At 67.3% G+C, this 25,759-nt stretch carries 21 protein-coding genes; 10 read left to right on the forward strand and 11 right to left on the reverse strand.

What is annotated here, in order from left to right:
- The first annotated feature begins 124 nt into the window (after positions 1-124).
- Together gcvPA and gcvPB are read left to right on the forward strand one after the other, a co-directional pair.
- Complete coding sequence (gene gcvPA, locus OU998_RS12345) at positions 125-1,471, forward strand: aminomethyl-transferring glycine dehydrogenase subunit GcvPA (RefSeq protein ID WP_267513860.1); 1,347 nt, start codon at positions 125-127, stop codon at positions 1,469-1,471.
- A 12-nt stretch (positions 1,472-1,483) separates the two neighbouring features.
- Positions 1,484-3,052, forward strand: coding sequence for an aminomethyl-transferring glycine dehydrogenase subunit GcvPB (gene gcvPB / locus OU998_RS12350; RefSeq protein WP_420709738.1), 1,569 nt, complete (start codon positions 1,484-1,486; stop codon positions 3,050-3,052).
- A 107-nt stretch (positions 3,053-3,159) separates the two neighbouring features.
- Here the strand turns inward: gcvPB and OU998_RS12355 are convergent, their stop codons facing one another.
- Positions 3,160-3,810 carry a squalene/phytoene synthase family protein gene (locus OU998_RS12355; protein ID WP_267513861.1) on the reverse strand — a complete coding sequence of 217 codons (651 nt, stop codon included), beginning with the start codon at positions 3,808-3,810 and terminating at the stop codon, positions 3,160-3,162.
- 4 nt (positions 3,811-3,814) lie between these two features.
- Entirely contained in the window at positions 3,815-4,831 is a 1,017-nt protein-coding gene (locus OU998_RS12360; protein WP_420709739.1) for a polyprenyl synthetase family protein, read from the reverse strand.
- 123 nt (positions 4,832-4,954) lie between these two features.
- Between OU998_RS12360 and OU998_RS12365 the strand changes: the two genes are divergently transcribed.
- A complete protein-coding gene (locus OU998_RS12365; protein WP_267513862.1) occupies positions 4,955-5,710 on the forward strand; it encodes a tRNA1(Val) (adenine(37)-N6)-methyltransferase in 756 nt (251 codons plus the stop codon).
- 375 nt (positions 5,711-6,085) lie between these two features.
- On the opposite strand, the gene OU998_RS12370 is transcribed toward OU998_RS12365, so the two are convergent.
- Positions 6,086-6,868: a HisA/HisF-related TIM barrel protein gene (locus OU998_RS12370; protein ID WP_267513863.1), complete on the reverse strand. Its 783-nt coding sequence runs from the start codon at positions 6,866-6,868 to the stop codon at positions 6,086-6,088.
- A gap of 61 nt (positions 6,869-6,929) precedes the next feature.
- A complete protein-coding gene (gene thiS, locus OU998_RS12375; protein WP_267513864.1) occupies positions 6,930-7,127 on the reverse strand; it encodes a sulfur carrier protein ThiS in 198 nt (65 codons plus the stop codon).
- 266 nt (positions 7,128-7,393) lie between these two features.
- Between thiS and aroQ the strand changes: the two genes are divergently transcribed.
- From aroQ to aat, 5 genes are read left to right on the forward strand one after another with little or no spacing between them, the layout of a single operon-like run.
- On the forward strand, positions 7,394-7,840 hold the full coding sequence (gene aroQ / locus OU998_RS12380) for a type II 3-dehydroquinate dehydratase (protein WP_267513865.1): 447 nt from the start codon (positions 7,394-7,396) through the stop codon (positions 7,838-7,840).
- 47 nt (positions 7,841-7,887) lie between these two features.
- Entirely contained in the window at positions 7,888-8,376 is a 489-nt protein-coding gene (gene accB / locus OU998_RS12385) for an acetyl-CoA carboxylase biotin carboxyl carrier protein (protein ID WP_267513866.1), read from the forward strand.
- 3 nt (positions 8,377-8,379) lie between these two features.
- Positions 8,380-9,732, forward strand: coding sequence for an acetyl-CoA carboxylase biotin carboxylase subunit (accC, locus tag OU998_RS12390; RefSeq protein WP_267513867.1), 1,353 nt, complete (start codon positions 8,380-8,382; stop codon positions 9,730-9,732).
- A gap of 27 nt (positions 9,733-9,759) precedes the next feature.
- Positions 9,760-10,776, forward strand: coding sequence for a 2-hydroxyacid dehydrogenase (locus OU998_RS12395; protein WP_267513868.1), 1,017 nt, complete (start codon positions 9,760-9,762; stop codon positions 10,774-10,776).
- Entirely contained in the window at positions 10,773-11,474 is a 702-nt protein-coding gene (gene aat, locus OU998_RS12400) for a leucyl/phenylalanyl-tRNA--protein transferase (protein ID WP_267513869.1), read from the forward strand. Before OU998_RS12395 ends, aat begins: the two co-directional genes overlap by 4 nt.
- An 803-nt stretch (positions 11,475-12,277) precedes the next feature.
- On the opposite strand, the gene OU998_RS12405 is transcribed toward aat, so the two are convergent.
- The 6 genes from OU998_RS12405 to OU998_RS12430 all read right to left on the reverse strand — a co-directional run bounded on the left by OU998_RS12405 (position 12,278) and on the right by OU998_RS12430 (position 22,330).
- Positions 12,278-12,913, reverse strand: a complete 636-nt coding sequence (locus OU998_RS12405; RefSeq protein ID WP_267513870.1) for a DUF2155 domain-containing protein — start codon at positions 12,911-12,913, stop codon at positions 12,278-12,280.
- Positions 12,910-13,302: an NADH:ubiquinone oxidoreductase subunit NDUFA12 gene (locus OU998_RS12410; RefSeq protein ID WP_267513871.1), complete on the reverse strand. Its 393-nt coding sequence runs from the start codon at positions 13,300-13,302 to the stop codon at positions 12,910-12,912. The genes OU998_RS12405 and OU998_RS12410 overlap by 4 nt, the downstream gene beginning before the upstream one ends.
- A gap of 89 nt (positions 13,303-13,391) precedes the next feature.
- A complete protein-coding gene (locus tag OU998_RS12415) occupies positions 13,392-14,765 on the reverse strand; it encodes an efflux transporter outer membrane subunit (protein WP_267513872.1) in 1,374 nt (457 codons plus the stop codon).
- Positions 14,762-17,950 (reverse strand): efflux RND transporter permease subunit, encoded by a 3,189-nt coding sequence (locus tag OU998_RS12420; RefSeq protein WP_267513873.1) that lies wholly within the window; start codon positions 17,948-17,950, stop codon positions 14,762-14,764. The genes OU998_RS12415 and OU998_RS12420 overlap by 4 nt, the downstream gene beginning before the upstream one ends.
- Complete coding sequence (locus OU998_RS12425; RefSeq protein ID WP_267513874.1) at positions 17,947-21,069, reverse strand: efflux RND transporter permease subunit; 3,123 nt, start codon at positions 21,067-21,069, stop codon at positions 17,947-17,949. The genes OU998_RS12420 and OU998_RS12425 overlap by 4 nt, the downstream gene beginning before the upstream one ends.
- Before the next feature lie 4 nt (positions 21,070-21,073).
- Entirely contained in the window at positions 21,074-22,330 is a 1,257-nt protein-coding gene (locus OU998_RS12430) for an efflux RND transporter periplasmic adaptor subunit (protein ID WP_267513876.1), read from the reverse strand.
- Positions 22,331-22,518: 188 nt separating this feature from the next.
- Here OU998_RS12430 and OU998_RS12435 point away from each other — a divergent pair, with 188 nt between their 5' ends.
- Positions 22,519-23,232 carry a response regulator transcription factor gene (locus tag OU998_RS12435; RefSeq protein WP_267513877.1) on the forward strand — a complete coding sequence of 238 codons (714 nt, stop codon included), beginning with the start codon at positions 22,519-22,521 and terminating at the stop codon, positions 23,230-23,232.
- The gene (locus OU998_RS12440; protein WP_267513878.1) at positions 23,229-24,629 is read left to right on the forward strand and encodes a sensor histidine kinase; all 1,401 of its coding nucleotides are present in this window, start codon (positions 23,229-23,231) and stop codon (positions 24,627-24,629) included. Before OU998_RS12435 ends, OU998_RS12440 begins: the two co-directional genes overlap by 4 nt.
- A gap of 149 nt (positions 24,630-24,778) precedes the next feature.
- On the opposite strand, the gene OU998_RS12445 is transcribed toward OU998_RS12440, so the two are convergent.
- Positions 24,779-25,729: a Gfo/Idh/MocA family oxidoreductase gene (locus OU998_RS12445; protein WP_267513879.1), complete on the reverse strand. Its 951-nt coding sequence runs from the start codon at positions 25,727-25,729 to the stop codon at positions 24,779-24,781.
- Positions 25,730-25,759: the final 30 nt, after the last annotated feature.

The following is a 25,759-nucleotide window of genomic DNA, read 5'->3' on the forward strand; positions in this document are numbered from 1 at the left end:
CCGACCGACCTCCCGTTGTCCCGGTTCAGCCCTTCAGGCCGACCGGGACGGAAACATTAAAAGCCCCCGTCCCGGCTCTCCGCTTCGCTTCGGCCGGGATGACAAGCGGAATGTGAACTGAACCATGCGTTATCTCCCCCTGACGCCCGACGACCGCACGGCGATGCTCGCCGCCATCGGCGCGAAATCGATCGACGACCTGTTCGTAGACGTGCCCGAGGCGGCGCGGCTGGACGGGCCGGTGGACCTGCCCCGCGTGGCCGGCGAGATGGAGGTCGAACGCGCCCTGTCCGCCATGGCCGCCAAGAACGCCACGGCCGGCGCAACGCCCTTCTTCTGCGGCGCAGGGGCCTATAAGCACCACGTCCCAGCGACGGTGGACCACATCATTCAGCGGTCGGAGTTCCTGACCAGCTACACCCCCTATCAGCCGGAAATCGCGCAAGGGACCCTACAGTACCTGTACGAGTTCCAGACCCAGGTCGCGAACCTGACCGGCATGCCGGTGGCCAACGCCTCCCTCTATGACGGCTCGACCGCCATGGCCGAGGGCGTGCTGATGGCGACCCGCGTGACCCGCCGCAACAAGGCGGTGATCTCGGGCGGCGTCCACCCCCACTACGTCAAGGCGACCGAGACCGTGGTCCACGCCGTCGGCGTCGAGACCCAGGTTCTGGCCCCGGCCTTCGACGCCGAGGCCGCCGTGATCGACCAGATCGGTCCGGACACCGCCTGCGTCGTCGTCCAGACCCCGAACGTCTTCGGCACGGCGACGGATGTCACCAAGATCGCCGAGGCCGCGCACGCCGCCGGCGCCCTGCTGATCGTCGTGGTCACAGAAGCCGTGTCCATGGGCCTGCTCAAGTCGCCCGGCGAGATGGGCGCGGACATCGTCGCGGCCGAGGGCCAGTCGATCGGCAACGCCCTGAACTTCGGCGGTCCCTATGTCGGCCTGTTCGCCACCCGCGAAAAGCTGATCCGCCAGATGCCCGGCCGCCTGACGGGGGAGACCGTGGACGCCGACGGCGAGCGCGGCTTTGTCCTGACCCTGTCCACACGCGAGCAGCATATCCGCCGCGACAAGGCGACGTCGAACATCTGCACCAATTCCGGCCTCTGCACCCTGGCCTTCACCATCCACATGAGCCTGCTGGGCGAGACGGGGCTGCGCAAACTGGCCCTGCTGAACCACGAGAAGGCCGTGGCCACGCGCGACGCCCTGGCGGCCATTCCGGGCGTCGAGATCCTGACTGACCGCTTCTTCAATGAGTTCGCGGTGCGCCTGCCCAAGAATGCGGCCGAGGTCGTGGATACGCTTGCCGGGCATCATCTGCTGGCCGGCGTGCCCTACAGCCGTCTGGCGCCCGATGCGGGGATGGATGACGTCCTGCTGGTCGCCGCGACCGAGACCACCCTGGATGTGGACATCCAGATCCTGGCCAAAGCGCTTACCCAAGTCCTCGGCGCCTAAGGGATACTGACCATGAGCACCATGAACACTGTCGGCCGCCCGACCGCCCCGAACCAAGTCCAAACCAAGCCCGCCACCCTGACCGGCGGCCGCGGCCTGTTGCAGAACGAAGCCCTGATCTTCGAGGGCGACGGCTGGGGCAAGACCGGCGTCGATCTGCCGGAACCCAAGACGGACGGCTCCGACCTGGGCGACCTGGTCCGCAAGGATCCGATCGGCCTGCCCGGTCTGTCGGAGCCCGAGGCCATGCGCCACTATGTGCGGCTGAGCCAGAAGAACCACGCCATCGACCTGGCCATCTATCCGCTGGGCTCGTGCACGATGAAGCATAACCCGCGCCTGAACGAGAAGATGGCGCGCCTGGCCGGCTTCTCGGACATCCACCCGCTGCAGCCGATCTCGACGGTGCAGGGCGCGCTGGAGCTGATGGATACGCTGGCCCACTGGCTGAAGACCCTGACCGGCATGCCCGCCGTCGCCCTGTCGCCCAAGGCGGGCGCGCACGGCGAACTGTGCGGCCTGATGGCCATCCGCGCCGCCCACGAGGCCTCGGGCCAGCATGAGAAGCGCCGCAAGGTGCTGGTGCCCACCAGCGCCCACGGCACCAACCCGGCCACCGCCGCCTTCGTCGGCTACACCGTCGTCGAGGTCGCCCAGACCGAGGACGGCCGCGTGGACGTGGCCGACCTGGCGTCGAAGCTGGGCGACGACGTGGCCGCCATCATGGTGACCAACCCCAACACCTGCGGCCTGTTCGAGCGCGACATCCTGGAGATCAGCCGCCTGACGCACGCGGCCGGCGCCTACTTCTACTGCGACGGGGCCAACTTCAACGCCATCGTCGGCCGGGTTCGTCCGGGCGACCTGGGCGTGGATGCGATGCACATCAACCTCCACAAGACCTTCTCGACGCCGCACGGCGGCGGTGGTCCGGGCGCGGGTCCGGTGGTGCTGTCGGAGGCCCTGGCGCCCTTCGCGCCGGCGCCCTGGGTCGTGCACGACGACAACGGCTACCGCCTGATCGAGCGCGAGGAAGACGATGCCGAGCAGGCCTTTGGCCGTCTGTGCGCCTTCCAGGGCCAGATGGGCATGTATGTGCGCGCCCTGTCCTACATGATGAGCCACGGCGCCGACGGCCTGCGTCAGGTGGCCGAGGATGCGGTGCTGAACGCCAACTACATCAAGGCCCGCCTGTCGGACCTGATGTCGGCGGCCTTCCCAGACGGCCCCTGCATGCACGAGGCCCTGTTCGACGACGAGTGGCTGAAGGGCACGGACATCACCACGCTGGACTTCGCCAAGGCGATGATCGACGAGGGCTTCCACCCGATGACCATGTATTTCCCCCTGGTCGTCCACGGGGCCATGCTGATCGAGCCGACCGAGACCGAGTCGAAGGCCGAGCTGGACCGCTTCATCCACGCGATGCGCCTGCTGGCCGAGGCCGCGAAGGCCGGCGACGTCGATCGCTTCAAGGGCGCGCCCTTCCACGCCCCGCTGAAACGCCTGGACGAGACCCGCGCCGCCCGCTCGCCGGTGCTGCGCTGGACCGCGCCGGAAGGGTCGAACCAGGCGGCGTAAGACGGCGCGGATGTGTCTCGTCATCCTAGGATCCATACCCCGGCGGCGGCGACGTCCCGCTTCCAGACCGAGGGTATGGGTCCCAGGTGTTGCGTGTGGAGAGCGGCCTAAACCCGCCCGCGCAGACTGGCCCAGATCAAGCGGAGGCGTTTGACCGGTTCGGGCTCATCCGCACGTATCAAGGTCGCCGAGGCCACAGCCGGAAACGCCGCTGGGGGCAGGCCCTTCAACGCCGCGTTCGCCGCCTTGCGCCCCGCCCTCGCCTCGTCCGCGCGCCCCACCTGTCCAAGCCCACGCACCCGGCCCGCCTCAACCACCTTGTCCGCGTGGCCCGGACCGGCCAGCACATGGACCGCCGCCTGCATCGGGCCGACGTAGAAGGCGTCCAGGTCGTGGGGCTCGCCGTGGACCCGGCCGATATGGGCCTCGATCAGGGCGTCGAGGGGCGCGCGGTTCAGGGCGTGGCGGGCGACCAGGTCGGTCAGGGCCTCCAGCACAGGATGGCCCTTGCGGGGGATCCCGGCGAAGACCCCGTCCAACTGCTCGGCCCACCAAGTGTAGCGCATCTCGGCCAGCAGGGGCTGGGTCACGCGCGTCGGGATCGACATCAGCTCGGCCTCGAAGGCGTAGAGCGTGATCAGATCGGCGCGGGCGCGGTCGTCGGCGACCAGGCGGCTGGACAGCCAGCGGTCCAGATCGGCGGCGCGAACCTGGGCGTCCAGGGTTCCCGCCACCGCCGCCGGATCGGGTTCATTCACTGGTTCAGGCGGCACGCGAAACGGCGAAATCGGCCAGGTCTTCCAGGGCCGCGCGCCAGTCCGATGCGGGCAGGACGGCCAGGGCCGCCTTGGCCTGATCGGCATAGTCGCCGGCCAGATCCAGGGTCGCGCCGATGGCGCCGGAACCGACGACCAGCTCGCGGGCGCGAGCGAAATCCTCGGGCGTGCGTTCGCCCTTGGTCACGGTCCGCTCCCAGAAATCGTCCTCGCGGCCCCGGGTGCGGGCCACGGCCAGCAGCAGCGGCAGGGTGGCCTTGCCCTCGTTGAAGTCGTCGCCGGCGTTCTTGCCCAGGGCCTCGGCGGTCGCGCCATAGTCCAGGGCGTCGTCGGCCAGCTGGAAGGCGATGCCCAGGGCCATGCCGTAGTCGCGCAGCGCCTGGGTCGCAGCCGCATCGGCCCCGGCGCCCACGGCCCCCGCCTCGGCGGCGGCGGCGAACAGTTCAGCGGTCTTGGCCGAGATGATCTGCAGATAGGTGGCCTGATCCAGGTTCAGATCATGGGCGCGGGTCAGTTGCAGCACCTCGCCCTCCGAAATCACCCGCGACGCCTGGGCCAGAATGCCCAGGGCCCGCATCGAATCGGTCTCGACCATCAGTTCGAAGGCGCGGGCGAACAGGAAGTCGCCGACCAGGACACTGGTGGGCGCGCCCCAGATCAGATGGGCCGCCACCTTGCCGCGCCGCAGCTCGGAGGCGTCGACGATGTCGTCGTGCAGCAGGGTGGCGGTGTGGATGAACTCGACCGCGGCGGCCAGTTTCTTCGGCGACAGGATGTCGCCCTGCGCGCCCGCCGCCCTTGCGGCGGCGACCGTCAGCAGGGGCCGCAACCGCTTGCCCCCGGCCGAGACCAGGTGTTCGGCCAGTTTGGGGATGATCGGCACATCGGATTGCATCCGGTCGATGATCAACGCATCCACCTCGGTCATGTCGGATCCGGCCAGCCGGACGAGGGCGTTCACATCCCCCTGCGGGCGGGGAGCGGCGGCGAGGACAGCGTCCAAGGGATACTCTTTCACACGTTGCGCGGCATCGGCCGCGCAGGCAATTCCGACCGCGTCCGCTTGCCGGATCGCGATGGCGCGCACAATGGTGATCGACCCCCGGAGGGTCAAGGAGATTGAGGTTTGGACAGCGTCCCCGCCACGCCGGATGTCGTGGAGAACGCCCTGCTGAACGGCCGCGTGCGGCTGCGGCAACCCGCGCGCGGCTATCGCGCCGGCATGGACGCGGCCCTGCTGGCCGCCGCTGTCGCGCCCAGGTCGGGCGAGCGGCTGTTCGAGGCGGGCTGCGGCGCCGGCGCCGTGCTGATGCAGATCGCCGCCCGTCATGACGGGACGTCGCTGACGGGGCTGGAGCGTGATTCGCTCGCCGCCGATCTGGCGCGCGAGAATGCGGGGCTGAACGGGTTTGGGGATCGCACCACCATCATCGACGGCGATGTGGCGGCGGGGTTTCGCGCCCTGGACCTGACGCCGTTCGACTGGGCCGTGTCGAATCCGCCCTTCTTCGACGACCCCGGCGCCCTGCGCGCACCCGCGCCGGGCAAACAGGGCGCCTGGATGGCCGACGACGGCCTGGCCGCCTGGACCGGCCTGCTGCTGAAAGCGGTGCGGGAGGGGGGGCGGGTCGTGATCATCCACCGGGCCGACCGGCTGGCGGACCTGCTGGCCCTGCTGGGCGAAAAGGCCGGCTCCTTCGCCATCCGCCCGGTGCAACCCTTCGCCGACCAACCGGCCAAGCGGGTGCTGGTCCAGGCGATCAAGACCGGCAAGGCGCCCCTGCGCCTGCTCCCGCCGCTGGTCCTGCACGACCGCACGGGCGCGAAACACACGCCCGAGGCCGAGGCGATCCTGAGGGGCGAGGCGGCGCTGGATTGGTGAGGGTTTGGCGCTGGCACGAAAACAGGGTGACAAGGCGCCAAAGGCGCCAAAAGCGCCAGGTGGCTGATAGGGATTGAGAGTGCGTCGCCGTGGGTCATGGACGCATTTTACAGGCGCGGCGAACCCTGGTGGGAAAGGCGGCGCGAGAAACGGGCAAGCGGTTGAAAACCCTGGGACGGAACCAGCGTCATTGTGCGCGATGGGGGCCACCGACTTTCCTTCTCCCGGCGGGAGAAGGTGGCCCGAAGGGCCGGATGAGGGGTCCGCCGGTGGGCCAGTTCGCACCACCTTGCCCCTCACCCTTTCGCGCCAGAACGACGGCTGCGCCGCCGTGCGCTCAAGCCCTCTCCCGGCGGGAGAGGGAGACAGTAAGGCTCAGATCAATCCTGCCAGCGGCGACGAGGGGTCGGCGTACATCCGCTTGGGCATCCGGCCCGCCAGATAGGCGTCGCGGCCGGCGATGACGGCGTGCTTCATCGCCCGCGCCATGCGGATCGGATCCTTGGCCGCGGCGATGGCGGTGTTCATCAGCACGGCGTCGCAGCCCAGCTCCATCGCCCGGGTCGCATCAGAGGCCGTGCCCACCCCGGCGTCCACCAGAACCGGCACCTTGGCCTGTTCGACGATCAGGCGGACATTGACCTCGTTCTGGATGCCCAGGCCTGAGCCGATCGGGGCGGCGGCCGGCATGATGGCGGCGGCGCCGGCGTCTTCCAGACGCTTGGCCATGACCACGTCGTCGGTGCAATAGACCATCACGTCGAACCCGTCCTTTATCAGCAGGTCCAGCGCCCGCAGGGTCTCGATCATGTCGGGATACAGGTGGGCGGTGTTGGACAGGACCTCCAGCTTGACCAGGCTCCAGCCCCCCGCCTCGCGCGCCAGGCGCAGGGTGCGCACCGCGTCCTCGCCAGTGAAACAGCCGGCGGTGTTGGGCAGGAAGGTGAACCGGTCGGGCTTCACATAGTCGACCAGCATCGGCTGGTTCGGATCGGTCAGGTTCACCCGGCGCACGGCCACGGTCACGATCTCGGCCCCCGCCGCCTCGGCGGCGGCGGCGTTCTGGGCGTAGTCGGCGTATTTGCCGGTGCCCACGATCAGGCGGGAGGTAAAGGTGCGGCCGGCGACGGACCAGGTTTCGGGGGCTGTATCGGTCATGGGTGGTGACCTAGTCCTCCCTGGCCACAAGGGAAAGCGCCGTTGCTGCTTTTGATCGGGATCACCCGCCGCCGACGAATTGGACCAGTTCGATCCGGTCCCCCTCGGCCAGGGCGGTGACGGCGTAGAGCGACCGGGGCACGATCTCCAGATTGCGCTCGACCGCCACCTTGCGGGGGTCCAGCGCCAGTTCCTGGACCAGCTCCGTCACGGTCGTCGCATAGACCTCGCGTGGATCGCCGTTGACTTGAATATGCAAACCGTCTGCCTCGATGTTCTCTGCGGCGTGTCATAGCGCGTTTCGGCGCGGAGGGCATGGGGCGCCGTCGTCCTCAGCGCCTCATGATCTCACCCCTTTTCCCCGCCTTCTCGCCCCCTGCGACGGGAAAGCCGTTGACGCCCGCGCGGATGACGTTAGGTCAAGCCGTTTCGACGCTGCGCTTTGACCCGCGCCGCGCCTAAGCTACAAGGCCGGCCCTGAACCGTCAGAGGTCGCCCGATTCCGGAGCCTCGATTCGAGAACCGATGTCCGACACGTCCGTCATCTATGTGCTGAACGGCCCCAACCTGAACCTGCTCGGGGTGCGGGAGCCGGAGACCTATGGCCGCGACACTCTGGCGGACATCGAGCAGCGCTGCGTGACGGCGGCGGGCGAGGCGCAGATCGTGTTCCGCCAGACCAACCATGAAGGCGTGCTGGTCGACTGGATCCAGGAGGCGCGTGAAAAGGCGCAGGCCCTGATCATCAATCCGGCGGCCTATGGCCACACCTCGGTCGCCCTGCACGACGCCTTGAAGACCCTGACAATACCGGTGATCGAGCTTCATCTGTCCAATCCGGCGGCGCGCGAGGCGTTTCGCCACCACTCCTATGTGTCGTCCGCGGCGACCGGCGTCATCGCCGGCTTCGGCGCGGCCGGCTATGAACTGGCCGTCCAGGCGGCCCTCACCAAGGTTCGGGAACGCGCCTGAGGGCCGACCCGTTCGCATTCCAAGACGAAAGACAAAGGCGCACCCCAATGGCCGATGACAAGAAACACGCCGAGATCGACGCCGCCCTGGTTCGCCAGCTGGCCGAGATCCTGAACGAAACCGACCTGACCGAGGTCGAGGTCGAGCGCGGCGAGCTGCGCATCCGCGTGGCCCGCGAAATCACCATGCACGCCGCCCCGGTCCAGTACGCCGCCGCCCCGGCGCCGGCCGCTGCGCCCGTCGCCGCCGCCGCTCCGGTCTCCATGCCGTCGGACCCGGCCACCATCGTCGCCCGCGCCGGCGAAGAGGTGAAGTCGCCGATGGTCGGCACCGCCTATCTGCAGGCCTCGCCCGAGGCCGCGCCCTTCATCCAGGCCGGCGACAAGGTCAAGAAGGGCCAGACCCTGCTGATCGTCGAGGCCATGAAGACCATGAACCCGATCCAGGCCCCGCGCGACGGCGTCGTGGTCGAGATCCTGGTCGGCGACGCCCAGCCGGTCGAATACGGCGAGCCCCTCGTCCTGCTCGAGGGCTAAGCCATGTTCACGAAAGTCCTGATCGCCAACCGCGGCGAGATCGCGCTGCGCATCCACCGCGCGTGCAAGGAGATGGGCATCTCCACCGTCGCCGTGCACTCGGAAGCCGACCGCGGCGCCATGTGGGTGCGGCTGGCGGACGAGAGCGTCTGCATCGGCCCCGCCTCGGCGGCCAAGTCGTATCTGAACATCCCCTCGATCATCGCGGCGGCCGAGATCACCGGCGCCCAGGCGATCCACCCCGGCTATGGCTTCCTGTCCGAGAACGCCCGCTTCGCCGAGATCGTCGAAGCCCATGGCATGACCTTCATCGGTCCCAAGCCCGAACATATCCGGGTCATGGGCGACAAGATCAGCGCCAAACAGACCGTCATGGACGCCGGCATCCCGGTGGTCCCCGGCTCCAAGGGCGAGGTCGAGACCGTCGAGGCGGCGATCGAGGCCTCCAAGACCATCGGCTTCCCCCTGATCGTCAAGGCGGCGGCGGGCGGCGGCGGACGCGGCATGAAGGTGGCCCTGACGGCTGATGATCTGGTCGAGGCGGTGCAGACCGCCCAGTCCGAGGCCAAGGCCGCCTTCGGCAACGGCGCCGTCTATATGGAGCGCTATCTCCAGAAGCCGCGCCACATCGAGATCCAGGTCATCGCCGACAGCCATGGCAATGTCGTGCACCTGGGCGAACGCGACTGCTCGCTGCAACGCCGTCACCAGAAGGTGCTGGAAGAGGCCCCCTCGCCCGCCCTGTCGGCCGAGGGTCGCAAGAAGATCGGCGAGACGGTCAACAAGGCCATCGCCGCCATCGGCTATCTGGGCGTCGGCACCATCGAGTTCCTGTGGGAGGACGGCGAGTTCTTCTTCATCGAGATGAACACCCGTCTGCAAGTCGAGCATCCGGTTACGGAAATGATCACCGGCGTCGACCTGGTCCGCGAACAGGTCCGCATCGCCGCCGGCCTGCCCCTGTCCTTCACCCAGGAGGACATCAGCTTCGAAGGCCACGCCATCGAGGTGCGGATCAACGCCGAGAACCCCGAGACCTTCACCCCCTCGCCGGGCAAGATCACCGACTTCCACGCCCCCGGCGGCCTGGGCGTGCGTCTGGATAGCGCCATCTACGCTGGCTATTCGATCCCGCCCTATTATGACAGCCTGATCGGCAAGCTGATCGTGCACGGCCGCGACCGCGAAGAGGCCATTGCGCGCCTGAAGCGCTCGCTGAACGAGATCGTCATCGGCGGCGTCGACACCACCATCCCCCTGTTCCAGAAACTGTTGCAGGAGCCCGACATCCTGTCCGGCGACTATGACATCCACTGGCTGGAGAAGTGGGCCGCCCGTCAGAAGGGCGACGCCTGAACCTAGCGTGATCAGAGGAACCGGCCCATGCGTATCGCGGTGTTTGCGACCAAGGCCTATGACCGCCGGTTCCTCGACCTGGCCAACGCCGAGTTCGGCCACGACCTGAGCTGGTTCGAGGCGCGGCTTGACGAGACCACCGCGCCGCTGGCCGACGGTTTCGACGCCGTCTGCGTCTTCGTCAACGACCGGCTGGACGCCCCCGCCCTGACCCGACTGGCGCAAGGCGGGGTGCGCGCCGTGGCCCTGCGCTGCGCCGGCTACAACAATGTCGATCTGCGCACCGCCGAAAGCCTGGGCCTGACCGTCATCCGCGTGCCCGCCTATTCGCCCGAAGCGGTCGCCGAGTTCACCCTGGGCCTGCTGCTGGCGATGAACCGCAACATCCCCCGCGCCTCGGCCCGGGTGCGCGAGAACAACTTCGCCCTGGACGGCCTGATCGGCCGCAACCTGTCGGGGCGGACCGCCGGCATCGTCGGCACGGGCCGCATCGGCGCCCTGGTCGCGCGGGCGCTGAAACTGGGTTTCGGCTGCGAGGTTCTGGCCCATGATGTGGTCGAGGACGCCGCCCTGACCCAGATCGGCGTCCGCTACGTGGATCGCGAGACCCTGCTGCGCCAGTCCGACATCATCAGCCTGCACTGTCCGCTGACGCCCGATACGCGCCACCTGATCGACGGCCCGACCCTGGCGGCGGCGCGGCCGCGGGTGATGATCGTCAACACCAGCCGGGGCGCCCTGATCGACACCCAGGCCCTGATCGACGCGTTGAAGAGCCATCGTGTGGGCGGCGTCGCCCTGGACGTCTACGAACAAGAAGGCGACCTGTTCTTCGAGGACCTGTCGAACGAGATCATTCAGGACGACGTGTTCCAGCGCCTGCTGACCTTCCCGAACGTCCTGGTCACCGGCCACCAGGCCTTTCTGACCGAAGAGGCGCTGACGGCCATCGCCGTGACGACCCTGTCGGGCCTGGCTGAGATCGAGGCTGGGCGCCTCCCCGCCAATCGCGTGACCGCCGACCAGATCCGCCCCGTTCCATGAACGACCCCGACTTCAGCGCCGGCGGCCCGTTCGGCGGGTTCGGTCCGGAGGATCTGCTGGGGTGCTACGCCAGGGGCGTGTTCCCGATGGCCGAGTCGCGCGACGATCCGCGCGTCTTCATCATCGAGCCCGAGCAGAGGGGCGTCATCCCCTTGGACGCCTTCCACATCCCCACCCGTCTGCGCCGCACCGTGCGCGGCGAACCGTTCGAGGTGCGGGTCGACACCGCCTTCGAGGCCGTGCTGGACGGCTGCGCGGCGGCGCAAGGGCCCGAGCGCGAGGACACCTGGATCAACGCCCCGATCCGCCGCCTGTACGCCGCCCTTTTCGCCCAGGGCTACGTCCATTCGGTTGAGTGCTGGAAGGACGAACGGCTAATCGGCGGCCTGTACGGCGTATCCCTGGGCGGGGCCTTCTTCGGCGAGAGCATGTTCAGCCGCGAACGCGACGCCTCCAAGGTGGCGCTAGTCCATCTGGTCGCGCGGTTGCTCAAGGGCGGCTGGACCCTGCTGGACGCCCAGTTCCTGACCGAACATCTCAGCCAGTTCGGCGCGGTGGAGACGCCCCAGGCGGCCTATCTGAGGCGGCTGAAGCCCGCGTTGAAGCAGGCGGTGGACGAGACGGCTCTGACGGCGCCGATGACCGGGGCCGAAGCCGTGGACTGGGCGCTTCAATCGGCCCCGGTCAGCCCCCTCTAGTCTAGCGCATTGCGGCCTGACGCCAGCAGCGCTGGTCCGAGCGGCCTACCCTCCGACGCTTGCGTGCTGGCGCCGGGGCGGCTTCGACGGCCGCGAGCACCTGATATCTCGGCGTGCAGGGCAAGTTACGGCAGACGCCCGTAACCTGACAGCCCAAACAATCAATCCCCTCACGTCAATTGACGTCAAAACTCACGATGCACTAATCATTTTTGATTCTTACTGGACATTGAAGAGAAATAAACAACATTCCCCCCAACAAGAAAAACGGCAACTACAAATAACCACCACTTTATTGCCCACCAAAGCAATATCCAAAATCCTGGATACGGCGACTCCGCCCAACCCATTTTATATGAACATAGCGATATTGCAGAAACTATGAGACTCAATCCAAGTAAAGGCAATGTAAATCTTATAGTTCTAGCTATGAAAATTAGATAACCCTTCATAGCTAACAGCATCGCTTGACCTGACGTCCCATACAAGGTTCAAATTCCGCTACGCCCCTTTAAGAAGGCGCTGTCCGTCATTGGCTTTGTAGTTGCAGGAGTGGCCGCTGCACTCCCTCTACAGCCCACTTCCACGGAGCTAGTCGCGCCCGGATTATTAGTTATCGCGGCACCTACCAATGCCCCCGGAAATCTCATTAACTGCGCCCCAGCTCCGGCAGCGCCGGCTACAAAAGCCGCCACAGCGCCAGACCTACGTGCAGCATCAGTCTCACAGCCTAAGATCGCCGCAAAAATAAGCGCTCCGGTGGGATCCGTCGCATCAAGCGGTTCATTCCGGCCTCCTCGCGCTCAGTTCTTACAGCCCACCACCCAGGCGTCGTAGTTGGGGCTTTGCAGGCCACTGACGGCCGGGGACGAGGCGAACATCCAGCCCCGGAACAGCTGCCGCGGATCCGCCGGCTGGTTCACGCCGCGCGACTGGAGCGAGACGTCGACATAGGCGATGGCGTCCTCGGTCAGTTCGTCCGGCGTGCTGACCTCGCAGGCGCGGACGCTGAAGATCAGGTTGCGGTTGAAACGCACAGGACGGCCGCCGACCTCGACCTCGAACTTCATGGTCTCGGCGGTGGTCTTGTCGATGGCCTGGATGACCGCGAATTTGCGCCGTTGGCGGCGGGCGGGGGTGGCCGGCTGTTCGATGGCCTTTTCGACCACAGGCGTCTCGGCTTCAGCCTCTTCCTCGGCCTTTTCGGCGACGGCGGCGTCCTCGGCGATCACGATGGACGGCGGCGGGGTCACGACCACCGGCGATCCAGGCGCCGGAGCGCCGGCGGGCGGCGCCTCAGCGGGAACGGCGGGCGCAGACGTCTCCTGCACCGGGCGGGCGTCACGCGGCGAATCCTGAAGGACGCTGGCGGTCACGGCTCCGGCGCTCAGCACCGCAGCGACCGCCGCTCCGCCCAGCAGGAGCCGATTCGGTCTCACTCGGGCGTCCAGGCCTGATAGTCGCCGGTCGCGGCGGGACGCTTGGCCTCGGCGGCCAGCGAACCCTGCGGGCGCCACGCCATGGGCGTGCCGGTGAAATTGGGCAGGTGGTCCTTTTCCCAGGCGCGACGCGGCAGCGGCTCCTCGGTCGGCGGCAGGTCGAAGGTGTAGCGCAGCCAGCCGTGCCAATCGGCCGAGACCTTAGAGGCTTCGGCATAGCCTTCGTACACGACCCAGCGGCGCTTGCGGCCGTCGTAGCTCGAGTTGTCCTTGGCCTCGTAATATTTGTTGCCGACCTCGTCGGTCCCGACGTAGCGGCCACGCTTGGCGATCGTGAAGAGGGTGCCGATCGTGGCCCCGTTCCACCAGGCGAAAATCTTGTTCAGCACGTCGTCAAACCCACGCGAAAATCACCGCAGAAAAGACCCGACGGCTGGCCCCGATCATAGAAACACTCGCCCGCTTCGTCCAGCGCGCATCAGCGCCAACCGCCGCCTATGGCCTGGACCAGGGCGACGGCCGTCGTCTGACGGTCTACGGCGCCTTGCAACAGGGCGCGGCGGGCGCTGAGCGCCGACGCCTGGGCCGTAACCACGTCGGTATAGGCGACCGTGCCGGCGCGGTACTGGTTCAGGATCATGGCCTCCGTCTGGTCGGCGGCGCGCGAGGCTGTCTCCAGCTCGGCATACTGGCGGCGCAGCACGTCGGTGGCGGTCAGCTGGTCCTCGACATCCTGGAAGGCTTCCAGCACCGCCAGGCGGTAGGCGGCGACCGAGGAATCATAAGACGCCCTCACCTGCTCCACCGCCGCTCCGCGCGCACCCGCGTCAAACAGGGTTTCAGCCAGGCCGAGACCCAGCGACCAGACATTGGCGGAACTCGCGAACAGATCGCCCAGGCTGGAGGCGTTCTGGGTGGAGGAGCCGGTCAGGGACAGGGTCGGGAAGAAGGCCGCCTGCTGCACCCCGATCTGGGCGTTGGCGGCGGCGACGGCGCGCTCGGCCGAGGCGATGTCGGGCCGGCGCTCCAACAGGGTCGAGGGCAGGCCGACCGGCACGTCCGGCACGGTCGGGCTCCAGTCGGCGGCGGCCAGGGTGAAGGTGCTGGCCGGCTCGCCCACCAGGACGGCGATGGCGTTCTCGTAGGTGGTGCGGGTGCGCTCCAGCCCGATCCGCTCTGAACGGGCGTTGGCCAGGGTGGTCTCGGCCTGAAGCACGTCGGTGCGCGGGGCGATGCCGGCTTCGTAGCGGTTGCGGGTAATCTCAAGCGCGCGTTGGTAACCGGTCAGGGTCTGGTCCAGCAGGGCGACCTCGGCGTCGGCTTCGCGCAGGTTCAGATAGTTGACCGCCAACTCCCCCTGGATCGACAGATGGGCGCTGGCCAGATCGGCCGCGCTGGCCTGGGCCGAGGCGTCGTTCGCCTCGACCGATCGGCGGATACGTCCCCAGAAGTCCGGCTCCCACGTCGCGCCTATGCCGACCTTATAAGCGTCGCTTTCGGCCGTCGATCCCCCGCCCGAGGTCGTGCCCGATCCGTCCAGATCGACGGTGGGGAACAGGCCGGCGCGTGTTTCGCGCGTGGCGGCCCGGGCCTGGCGATAGGCGGCTTCAGCGGCGGCGATCGTCTGGTTCGCCGTCTCGGCGCGCGCGGCCAGGGCGTTCAGGGTCTCGTCGCCGAACAGGGTCCACCAGTCGCCCCGGTCCAGAGCATCCGACGGCTGGGCCGTCCGCCAGCCCTCAGGAGCCTTGAAGGCGGTGACGACGGGGGTGGTGGGAACACCATAGTCAGGACCGACGGCGCAGGCCGAGGCCATCAGGGCGGCCGTCAACAGAAGGGGGGCGTAGGCTCTCATGCGGGGGAGGACTCCGTTTCGATGCCGCGGGCCAGGGCGCGCTCGTCGCCCGTCTTCTTGCGCAGCTTGTCGAGGTAGACATAGACCACCGGGGTGGTGATCAGGGTCATGATCTGGCTGGCGATCAGCCCGCCGATGATGGTGATGCCCAGCGGTTGGCGCAGTTCGGCGCCCTGGCCGAATCCGATGGCCAGGGGCAGGACGCCAAGTCCGGCGGCCAGGGTCGTCATCAAGATCGGCCGGAAACGCAGCAGCGACGCCTCGCGTACGGCTTCGACCGCCGTCAGCCCGCGCGACCGTTGGGCGTCCAGGGCGAAGTCGATGATCAGAATGGCGTTCTTCTTGACGATGCCCAGCAGCAGGAAGACCCCGATCAGGGCGATGATGGTGAACTCCATGCCGAACAGCATCAGAGCGAGCACCGCCCCGACCCCCGCCGCCGGCAGGGTGGACAGGACGGTGATCGGGTGGATGGTGCTCTCGTACAGGATGCCCAGCACCAGATAGATGGCCACCAGGGCCGCCAGGATCAGCAGGGGCTGCTGCTGGTTCTGCGCCTGGGCCTGGGCCGCCTGTCCGGCGAAGGCGCCGCGCACGCTGATCGGCATGCCGATACGCTCGGCCGCCTCGGTCACGGCGGCCTGGGCCTGCGACAGAGGAACGCCGTCCGCCAGGTTGAAGGAGACCGTCGTCGCCAGCTCGCCGTTCTGGTGGTTGACCGAGGTCGCCGTGGGCGCCTGGCTGACGGCAGCGAGCACCGACAGGGGCGTCATGGGCGTGACCGTCGTCGCCAGTGCGGACCCGGTCGAGGGATCGTTCAGCGCCGGATTGGTGACGCTGGTCTCGGTCGTGTCGGTCGAAGAGGACGTCGGCGTCTGAACGTCCGTCAGCGCCTCTGGCCCCTGCGCAAACTTGGGCGACCACTCCAGAATGACCGAATACTGGTTGATGTCCTCATAGATGGTCGCCACCTGCCGCTGACCGAAGGCGTTGTAGAGGCTGTTGTCGATGGCGGTCGGCGTCACGCCCAGGCGGGCGGCGACATCGCGGTCGATCGTCAGATAGGTCTCGACCCCGTTCTGGGCCAGGTCGCTGTCGACGTCGATCAGCTCGGGCAGGGTCTTCATCTCGGTTTCCAGCTTCTGGGCCCATTCACGCAGATCGGCGCTGGAATCGCTGATCAGGGTGTACTGGTAGGTCGAGTTCGACGACCGCCCCCCCATGCGCAGATCCTGGACCGGATTCAGGAAGATGCTGATCCCCTCCACCGCCTCCAGCTTGGGACGCAGGCGGGCGATCACGGCGGCGCTCTTCTCCCCGTCCCGCTCGGCCAACGGCTTCAGATTGACGAACATGAAAGCGCCGCCCGCACGGGCGCCGCCGGTGAAGCCGACGACCGTATCGACCGAAGGGTCCGCGTCGATGATGGCGATCACCCGCTTCAGCTTGGCCGACATGGACTGGAAGGAGACGCTCTCGTCCGCCCGCACGCCCGCCGCCAGCTGGCCGTTGTCCTGCTGTGGAAAATAGCCCTTGGGCACCACGACATAGAGATAGGCCGTCAGGCCGATCACCGCCGCCAGCGACAGCATGACGATGGGCTTGGACTGCAACGCCCAGTCCAGGCACCAGGAATAACCGTTTTGAATCTTGGTGAAGCCGGCCTCCAGCCAACGGCCGATCGGTCCCTCGCGACGGCCTTCCTCGCGCGGCTTCAGCAGATAGGCGCACATCATCGGCGTCAGGGTCAGGGAGATGACCAGCGAGATCAGCACCGCCGCCGACAGGGTGACGGCGAACTCGCGGAACAGCCGCCCGGTCTGACCGCCCATGAACAACAGGGGAATGAAGACCGCGACCAGGGAGACGCTGATCGACAGGACCGTGAACCCGACCTCGCGCGCACCCAGCAAGGCGGCCTTGAACCGCTCCATTCCGGCCTCGATATGGCGCTGGGTGTTCTCAAGCACCACGATGGCGTCATCGACGACGAAGCCGGTCGCCACGGTGATGGCCATCAGGCTGAGGTTGTTCAGCGAAAAGCCCATCAGATACATGACGCCGAACGTCCCCAGCAGGGACACCACCGTCGCCACGGTCGGGATGAAGGTGGCCCGCGCGCTGCGCAGGAAGACAGAGACCACCAGCACCACCAGGATCAGCGACACCACCAGGGTCAACTCGATCTCGTGCAAGGAGGCGCGGATGGAGTTGGTGCGGTCCGACGCGACCTGGATCTTGATGTCGCCCGGCAGCTGGGCCTGAAGTTCGGGCACGACGGCGCGGACGGCGTCGACCGTATTGATGATGTTGGCCCCCGGCTCGGCCGTGATCAGGATGACGATGGCCGGCTTGCCGTTGAACAGGCCCAGGGTGCGGGTGTCGGATACGCTGTCAGTCACCTCTGCGACGTCGGACAGGCGGATGCCGGCATTGTCGCGCCAGGCCACGATCAGGCTGGCGTAGTCCGCAGCCGTCTTGCCGGCGGCGTCCGTATAGATCTGGAACCGCTTCCCCTCGCCCTCGACCGTCCCCTTGGGCCGGTCGGCGTTGGCGGCTTCGATCGCGGCGCGCACGTCCTCCAGGCTGACGCCATAGTGGTTCAGCTGGAACGGATTGACCTGCACCCGCACAGCCGGCAGGGAGCCGCCGCCGATCTCGACCTCGCCCACCCCGTTCACCTGGGCCACACGCTGGGTGACGACATTGGACACGGCGTCATAGATCTCGCCCGGCGTCTTGGTGTCGGACGTCAGGGCCATGATGATGACCGGGGCGCTGGACGGATTGACCTTGGAATAGGTCGGGTTGCTGCGCAGGGTCGCGGGCAGGTCGGCGCGCGCGGCGTTGATGGCGGCCTGGACCTCGCGCGCGGCGCCGTCGATATCGCGGTTCAGATTGAACTGGAGATTGATCCGGGTCGAGCCGGTCGAACTCTGCGACGTCATCTCGTTGACGTCCGAGATCACGCCTAGCCGACGCTCCAGCGGCGTGGCGACGCTGGAGGCCATGGTGCTGGGACTGGCGCCCGACAGGCTGGCCTGGACCGAGATGGTCGGAAAATCCACCTGTGGCAGGGGGGCGATGGGCAGGACGAAGAAGGCGGCGACCCCGGCCAGGGCGACGCCCAGGCTGAGCAGCACCGTCGCGATCGGCCGCCGGATGAAGGGTTCGGACAGGTTCACCGGATCGGCTCCGGCTCGATGGCCGTCGCCGGATCGTCGGTCTGCGCGTCCGCAACCGCCGTCCTGCGCTTGGCCGGGGCCAGCTTGTCGAAAGCCAGATAGATGACCGGCGTCGTGAAGACCGTCAGCAACTGGCTGACCAGCAGACCGCCGAAGATGGCGATGCCCAGGGGCCGGCGCAGCTCGGCGCCCTCGCCCATCCCCAGCATCAGGGGCACGGCCGACAGCAGGGCCGCCATGGTCGTCATCAGGATGGGTCGGAACCGCAGGATGGCGGCCTGGAAGATGGCCTCCCGCGCCGACTTGCCCTCGGTCCGTTCCGCGTCGATGGCGAAGTCGATCATCATGATCGCATTCTTCTTCACGATCCCGATCAGCAGGATCAGACCGATGATGCCTATGACGCCCAGATCGTTGCCGGTGATCCAAAGGGCGAACAGGGCCCCCACGCCCGCCGAAGGCAGGGTGGACAGGATGGTCAGCGGGTGGACGTAGCTTTCGTACAGCACCCCCAGCACGATGTAGACGCACACCACCGCCGCCACGATCAGCCACATCTGGTTGGACAGCGAGCCTTCAAAGGATCCGGCCGCGCCCTGGAAGCTGGTGGTCACGCTGGCCGGAACATCGGCGGCCTTGATGGCGGCGCGAACCTGGCTGACGGCGGCGCCCAGCGACACGCCCGGCGCGGCGTCAAAACCGATGGTGGCCGCAGGGAACTGGGCCACGCGGGTCACCTGGGTCGGCGCATCCTTCTCGGCGATCGAGGCGAAGGCGCCCAGCGGGGTCGCGCCCCCGGACGCCTGAAGGTTCAGCTGCGCCAGGGATTGCGGCGTGGTCAGGATGCCGGGGTCGGCCTCCAGGATCACCCGGTACTGGCTGGTCTCGGTGAAGATGGTCGAGACGATCCGCTGACCGAAGGCGCTGTAGAGCGCCTCATCGACCTGCGAGGCGGTGATCGACAGGCGGGCGGCGGTGTCGCGGTCGATCGAGATCTGCGCCGCCGGCGTCGTCGCCTCGGCGGCGTTGTAGATGTTGCGCAGCTTGGGCTGTTCGGCCATGGCCGCAGCGATCTTGCCGGCCCAGGCGTTGACCGTCGGCGTATCCGCCCCTTCGACCGACAGCCGGTACTGGGTCGCCCCCGTCTCGGTGTCGATGGTCAGATCCTGGGTCGGCTGAACGAACAGACGCAGTCCGGCGATTTCGGCGACCCCAGTTTTCAGCCGCTCCATCACCTTCTGCTGTGAGCCATGATCGGACTTCAGGTTGATGGTCATCTGGCCGACGTTCAGCGCCGATGTGCTCGACCCGTCGACGCCGACCGTAGAACTGAGCGAGTCCACCGCCGGGTCGGCCAGGATGACCGCCGCCGCCTGCTGCTGGAGGTCAGACATGCGGGCGAACGAGACCGAGCTGGTGGCCTCGACACGGGCCAGCAACTGGCCGGTGTCCTGGGTGGGGAACAGACCCTTGGGGATGACCAGGACCAGCAGGCCGGTCAAAATCATAGTGCCCAGGGCGACCATCAGAGTGGCCTTCTGACGATCCAGCACCCAAACCAGGGCCTGCTCGTACCAGGCCTCGACCTTTTCAAAGGTCCGCTGGGCGTATTTGCCGATCCCCTTCACCTCGGCCTCAGGGTGGCTCTTCAGCCAGCGCGCCGAAAGCATCGGGGTCAGAGTCAGGGACACCACTGCGGAAATCAGGATGGTGATGGCCAGGGTGACGGCGAACTCGCGGAACAGCCGCCCGACCACGTCGCCCATGAACAGCAGCGGGATCAGCACCGCCACCAGCGACACCGTCAGCGAAATGATGGTGAAGCCGATCTCCTTGGCGCCCTTCAGCGCCGCCTGCATCGGCTTTTCGCCCTTCTCCAGATGGCGCGAGATGTTCTCGATCATGACGATGGCGTCGTCGACGACGAAGCCGGTCGCGATGGTCAGGGCCATCAGGCTGAGATTATTCAGGCTGTAGCCCAGCAGATACATGGCCCCGCACGCGCCGATCAGCGAGATCGGCACCGCCAAGCTGGCGATCAGGGTGGCGCGCAGGCTGTGCACGAACAGGAAGATCACCAAGACCACGCCGACGATGGCCAGCAGCAGCTCGATCTCGACGTGATGGACCGACGACCGGATGCCGGTGGTGCGGTCGGTCAGCACCGTCATCTCCAGCGAGGCCGGCAGTTGGGCCTGGAGTTCCGGCAGACGCGCCTTGATGGCGTCAACGGTTGATATGACATTGGCGCCGGGCTGGCGCTGGACGCTGAGCAGGATGGCCGGCTTTTCATTGGCCCAGGCGGCGAGGCGCGAGTTCTCCGCCCCGTTCACGACCTTGGCGACCGCCTTGAGCCGCACCGGCGCGCCGTCGACATAGTCGATGATCAGGTTTTCATAGTCGGCGACCGTCAGCAGTTGGTCGTTGGCGTTGATCGTGTAGGACCGGGTGGGTCCATCAAAACTGCCCTTGGCGCCGTTGGCGTTGGAGTTCTCGATCGCCGTGCGCATCTCCTCCAGGGTGATGCCGTAGGACGCCAGACGCTGAACATCGACCTGGATGCGGATGGCCGGCTTCTGCCCGCCGCTGAGCGACACCAGGCCCACGCCCGAGGTTTGGCTGATCTTCTGCGCCAGCCGCGTATTGACCAGGTCCTGCACCTCGGTCAGCGGCAGGGTGTCGGACGTGACGGCGATGGTCAGAACCGGTGCGTCGGCCGGATTGATCTTGGCGTAAACGGGCGGCGCCGGAAGGTCGGCGGGCAGCAGGGCGTCGGCCGCATTGATGGCCGCCTGAACCTCCTGCTCGGCCACATCCAGCGTCTCGGACAGGCCGAACTGCAGGGTGATGACCGAGGCGCCGGCCGAGCTGATCGAGCTCATACGTTCCAGCCCGGCCATTTCGCCCAGCTGCTGTTCCAGCGGGGCGGTGACGGTTTGGCTCATCACTTCCGGGCTGGCGCCGGGGTACAGAGTCTGGACCTGAATCGTGGGGTAGTCGACCTCGGGCAGGGCCGAGAGCGGCAACAGACGGAAGCCGACCAGGCCCGCCAGCACGATGGCCAGCATGAACAGCGAGGTCGCGACCGGCCGCTGGATGAACGGACGGGAGGGGTTCATCCGATCAGCGTCCCTGGCTCGGACGTTGGCCAGCGCCCTGGCGCTGGGGACGGGCCTGACCGGCGACGGCGACCTTGCCGCCTTCCGTCAGACGATCGCCGCCTTCGGTAATGACCTTTTCACCGACCTTCAGCCCGGATGTGATGACGACGGTGGTGGTGGTCGACACCCCGGTCACGACCGGGCGTTGCGACACCGTGCTGTCGGCGCCGACCACCCAGACGAAGGAGGTCTTTTCGTTCTGGCGTACGGCGGTCGAGGGCACGACGACGGCGTCGCGCAGCGTGTCCAACGTCATGCGGACGTTCACGAACTGGCTGGGGAACAGGGAGCCGGCGCTGTTGGGGAAACGCGCCTTGCCGCGCACGGTCCCCGTCGTCGTGCTGATCTGGTTGTCCAGGGTGGAGAAGACACCGGCGTCCAGCGTCTTTTCACGGGTCGTATCCAGCGCGAGCACAGGCAGACGAGCCCCGGAATAGGCGCGCTGCTGGATGGCGCCGATCTGGGACTGGGGCACGGTGAATTCGACGTCGATCGGGCTCAGGGTCGTAATGACCGCCAGACCGGAATCATCGCCGGCGGCGATATAGTTTCCGGCGTCGATGACACGCAGACCGATACGGCCGCTGGCCGGGGCGACAATGCGGGCGAAGCCGAGGTTCAACTGCGCCGTCTGCACTGCCCCCCGATAGGCGGTGACGGCGCCTTCCAACTGCTGGACCAGGGCGCGCTGGGTGTCGACCTCCTGTGTCGCGATGGAGTCCTGCTGCAAAAGGGTTTCATAGCGGGCCAGGGTGACGCGCGCGGCCGTCAGTTGGGCCTGGTTCTGCTGAAGCTGGCCCTGGGCCTGCGTCAGGGCCGCCTGGAAGGGGCGCGGATCGATCTGGGCCAGGACCTGCCCCTTACGCACCAGCTGCCCCTCGGTGAAATAGACCTCGGCTATGACGCCCGAGACCTGAGGGCGTAGGGTGACCGTCGCCGCCGGGACGACCGTGCCGATGGCGTCCAGTATCACCGGCACGTCGGCTGTCGACGCCGTCGCCACGCCGACCGTACTGGCGGCGGAACGAGGCCCGCCGCCCGGCCCGCCAGGTCCACCGCCTGGACCACCCGGCCCCGGCGCCGTCTCCGTGCCGAGCGAACGCGCCACAACCAGCGCCAGCGCCGCCACGATCAGGATCACGACGATCCCGCCGACAAGTTTCTGACGGCGAGTCAATCGGCGCATCCGCGTATGGGTCGGGCGGGGCTCTAGGCTCATGGTCATCGGGCTCTGCGTCTGTTTCTTTGCGTCGATAGCATCTCTGCTAGCGGCCATTTCAGGTTTCGCCTTGTCTCAGTATGTCGAGGGGCCGCAAAGATGTGTCGCAACGTGTCAGACTGCGATTTGAGAACAACGGACATCGAATGAGGCGAGCCCCGCCAAGTCTGGCCGCGCATAGTGCGCCGATGGAGACTCCATCCCGCATCCTGCTGGTCGACGACGACCGCGACATCCGAACCCTGCTGGGCGAACAGCTGGCGATGTCGGGGTTCGAGGTCGAAACCGCCGGAGACGGCGCGCGTATGCGGGAGGTCATGGCCGCCTGGACGCCGGATCTTGTGCTGCTGGACCTGAACCTGCCGCGCGAGGACGGGCTGAAACTGTGCCGGGACATCCGTGCGGCCTCGACGACCCCGATCATCATGCTGACAGCGCGCGGCGAAGCCGTGGATCGTATTCTGGGCCTGGAAATGGGCGCCGACGACTATCTGACCAAGCCGTTCGAGCCGCGCGAACTGATCGCCCGCATCCGTAACGTCTTGCGACGCACCCAGGCCCTGCCCGCCAATCTGGCGCCGCTGGAAGCCCGACGCGCCATGATCAACGACTGGATCCTGGATATGGAGCAACGCCTGCTGAATGACCCGGCCGGTCGGGTCGTGATGCTGTCGGGCGCCGAGTTCCGCCTGCTTCGGGTTCTGGTCGATTACGCCAATCGCGTGCTCAGCCGCGAACAGCTGATCAACCTCGGCGCTGTCCGCCAGGAAGATGTCCTGGATCGCGCCGTCGACATTCAGATCAGTCGCCTACGTCAAAAGTTCGGAGACGAGGGCGCCGTCCTGATCCGGACGATCCGGAACGAGGGCTATGTGCTGGCCGCGACGGTGGCCTTGTCGTGACCCGGCTCCAGTCCTTTTTCGGCTCTCTGACAGGCCGCATCTTCTTCCTGTTGCTGGTGGGCACCGGCGCCGCGGCGGTTCTGTCGCTCAGCATCGCCGATCTGCGCCAACGCGCGGACATCGCCGCCTTCCAGAACGAACGCACCGCCGATCGCGTTCAGGCCTATGTCAATCTGCGTCAGAGAATCGGAGCCTCGGAGGCCCGCGCCCTGGCCGCCCGCGGCGCGACCAGCGTTCGCGTCCCTCCCCCCGAAGCAATCGCCCTGACCCCGGATCAGGCGCTGAATCGGCTCTTGGCGGATGGCCGGCTCGGCGCCGTCGAGGCCAGGGCGTCTCGCGTCTCGCCCGAGGCTTGCCAAAGGCCAGAGCCCGGCTGGCCCGACCGAGACAGCCGAGCCAAGGCCGCCGTCGTCAGCCGGGCGGCCTCGCTGGGATTGGGCCCTCCGTCCTGCTGGCTCGTCGACCTGGGCTCAGCGCAGGGTCGCGAGCGTATCGCCGTCTGGGCCCCGCCGCAGGCGGTAAGGCCGAGACTGCTGGACCCCGGCTTCGTCCTGGCCCTGGCCCTGGCCGCCGCCCTGCTGTCCCTGGTCGTCGCCCGGACAGCCACCCGCCCGGTCCGCCATATGGCGGCCGGGGCCCTGGCCCTCGGTGAATCTCTGGACGCTCCGCCGATGCCGGAGACGGGGCCCGTCGAAGTGCGACGTGCGGCCCACGCTATGAACAGTCTTCAAAGCCGGCTGAAAGCCTCGATCGCCGCCAAGAGCCAGATTCTCGCCGCCGTCACCCACGACATCCAGACCCCAATGACTCGCATGCGCCTGAGGTTGGAGAAGGTCGAGGATACAGAACTGCGGCAAAGACTGCTGGACGACCTGGCGGCCATGCAGGCCTTGGCGCGCGAGGGCCTGGAGATCGCACGCGACACGCCCAGTACGGAGCCTCTCGCCGTGGTGGCCCTGGACTCCCTGATAAAGGCCCTGGCCGACGACGAGCGCGACGCCGGCCACGACGTCGTCTTCTTGCAAGGCTGCGACTGTGACGTACAGGCGCGTCCTCAGGAGCTCAGACGCTGCCTGGCGAACCTGATCGACAACGCGCTCCGCTATGCCGGAAACGCCCGCATCGGCACGGTCGAACACGCCCACCATGTGGAGGTTCAGATCGACGACTCCGGTCCAGGCATCCCCGAAGACCAACTGGTCGCCGTGATGGAGCCCTTCGTCCGCCTCGAGACCTCCCGCTCGCGCGATACCGGCGGCTCCGGCCTGGGCCTGGCGATCGCGGCGCGGCTGGCGCGCGACATGAACGGTGAACTGACGCTGGTCAATCGACCCGAAGGCGGCGTCCGGGCCTCGCTGCGACTGCCCAGGTCGGGAGGTTCGCCCGCCGGGTTCTGACGACCGGCCGGGTCAATCGCATCGGCCGGCGCAGGGCCGCAATGCGGGGGAGCAACGCCCCCGCCCGCGCCGCTGTTGACGACACGCCCCTCCAGCCTCGAAAAGCCAGAATGGGCGCCCACTGAAACGCGGGAGGGTCAGTCGCCCTTTTAGACGAAGTCGGCCCGAAGCTGCTGTTCTAGCTGGCCCAGAACACGGTAGCAGGGCAGCACCTGGGCGACCGAACTATTGGGTTCGCGTCCCTCGCGGATGGCGGCGACGAACTCTCGATCCTGCAACTCGATGCCGTTCAGCGAGACATCGACATTCGACACGTCGACCGGCTCTTCCTTGCCGGTGAACAGATCATCGTAGCGCGCGATCCAGGTGCCGTTGTCGCCGATGTAGCGGAAAAAGGTCCCCAGCGGCCCGTCGTTGTTGAAGGACAGCGACAGGGTGCAGATGGCGCCGCTCTCGGCCTTCAGCTGGATCGACATGTCCATGGCGATGCCCAGTTCGGGATGGATCGGCCCCTCGATCGCATTGGCCTTGACGATCGGCCCGGCCTGATAGGCGAACAGATCGACCGTATGCGCCGCATGGTGCCACAGCAGGTGGTCGGTCCAGCTGCGCGCCTGGCCCTTGGCGTTCATGTTTTTGCGGCGGAAGAAATAGGTCTGAACATCCATCTGCTGGAGGTTCAACTCGCCCGACTTGACCTTGTTGTGGATGTACTGGTGGCTCGGGTTGAAGCGCCGGGTATGGCCGACCATGCAAACGAGGCCGGTCTCGCGCTGTTTTTCGTTGACGGCTTCGGCGTCGGCCAGACTGTCGGCCAGGGGGATCTCCACCTGCACATGCTTGCCGGCCTCCATACAGGCGATGGCCTGGGCCGCGTGCATCTGGGTCGGGGTGCACAGGATCACCGCATCGACCTCGGGCATGGTCAAAACTTCGGCCAGGTCCGTGGTGACGTGTTTGACGCCGTATTTTTCGGCGACAGCCTGGGTCGCCTCCAGCGTCCGGCCAATCAGGCTGACCACCTCCACACCGTCGATCAGCTTCAGTCCGTCGAGGTGTTTTTCGCCGAATGCGCCGGCCCCGGCGAGTGCGATCTTCATGGCGTGTCTCCAAAGGGCGGGCCCAAACGT

The sequence above is a fragment of the Brevundimonas sp. SL130 genome (assembly GCF_026625805.1).
Taxonomy (GTDB): Bacteria; Pseudomonadota; Alphaproteobacteria; order Caulobacterales; family Caulobacteraceae; genus Brevundimonas.

Bases quoted from the DNA above. Each gene is read 5' to 3' on its own strand.
- gcvPA (WP_267513860.1), top strand. From the start codon at position 125: ATGCGTTATCTCCCCCTGACGCCCGACGACCGCACGGCGATGCTCGCC.
- gcvPB (WP_420709738.1), top strand. From the start codon at position 1,484: ATGAGCACCATGAACACTGTCGGCCGCCCGACCGCCCCGAACCAAGTC.
- OU998_RS12370 (WP_267513863.1), bottom strand. From the start codon at position 6,868: ATGACCGATACAGCCCCCGAAACCTGGTCCGTCGCCGGCCGCACCTTT.
- aroQ (WP_267513865.1), top strand. From the start codon at position 7,394: ATGTCCGACACGTCCGTCATCTATGTGCTGAACGGCCCCAACCTGAAC.
- accB (WP_267513866.1), top strand. From the start codon at position 7,888: ATGGCCGATGACAAGAAACACGCCGAGATCGACGCCGCCCTGGTTCGC.
- accC (WP_267513867.1), top strand. From the start codon at position 8,380: ATGTTCACGAAAGTCCTGATCGCCAACCGCGGCGAGATCGCGCTGCGC.
- OU998_RS12395 (WP_267513868.1), top strand. From the start codon at position 9,760: ATGCGTATCGCGGTGTTTGCGACCAAGGCCTATGACCGCCGGTTCCTC.
- aat (WP_267513869.1), top strand. From the start codon at position 10,773: ATGAACGACCCCGACTTCAGCGCCGGCGGCCCGTTCGGCGGGTTCGGT.
- OU998_RS12415 (WP_267513872.1), bottom strand. From the start codon at position 14,765: ATGAGAGCCTACGCCCCCCTTCTGTTGACGGCCGCCCTGATGGCCTCG.
- OU998_RS12425 (WP_267513874.1), bottom strand. From the start codon at position 21,069: ATGAACCCCTCCCGTCCGTTCATCCAGCGGCCGGTCGCGACCTCGCTG.
- OU998_RS12430 (WP_267513876.1), bottom strand. From the start codon at position 22,330: ATGAGCCTAGAGCCCCGCCCGACCCATACGCGGATGCGCCGATTGACT.
- OU998_RS12435 (WP_267513877.1), top strand. From the start codon at position 22,519: ATGGAGACTCCATCCCGCATCCTGCTGGTCGACGACGACCGCGACATC.
- OU998_RS12445 (WP_267513879.1), bottom strand. From the start codon at position 25,729: ATGAAGATCGCACTCGCCGGGGCCGGCGCATTCGGCGAAAAACACCTC.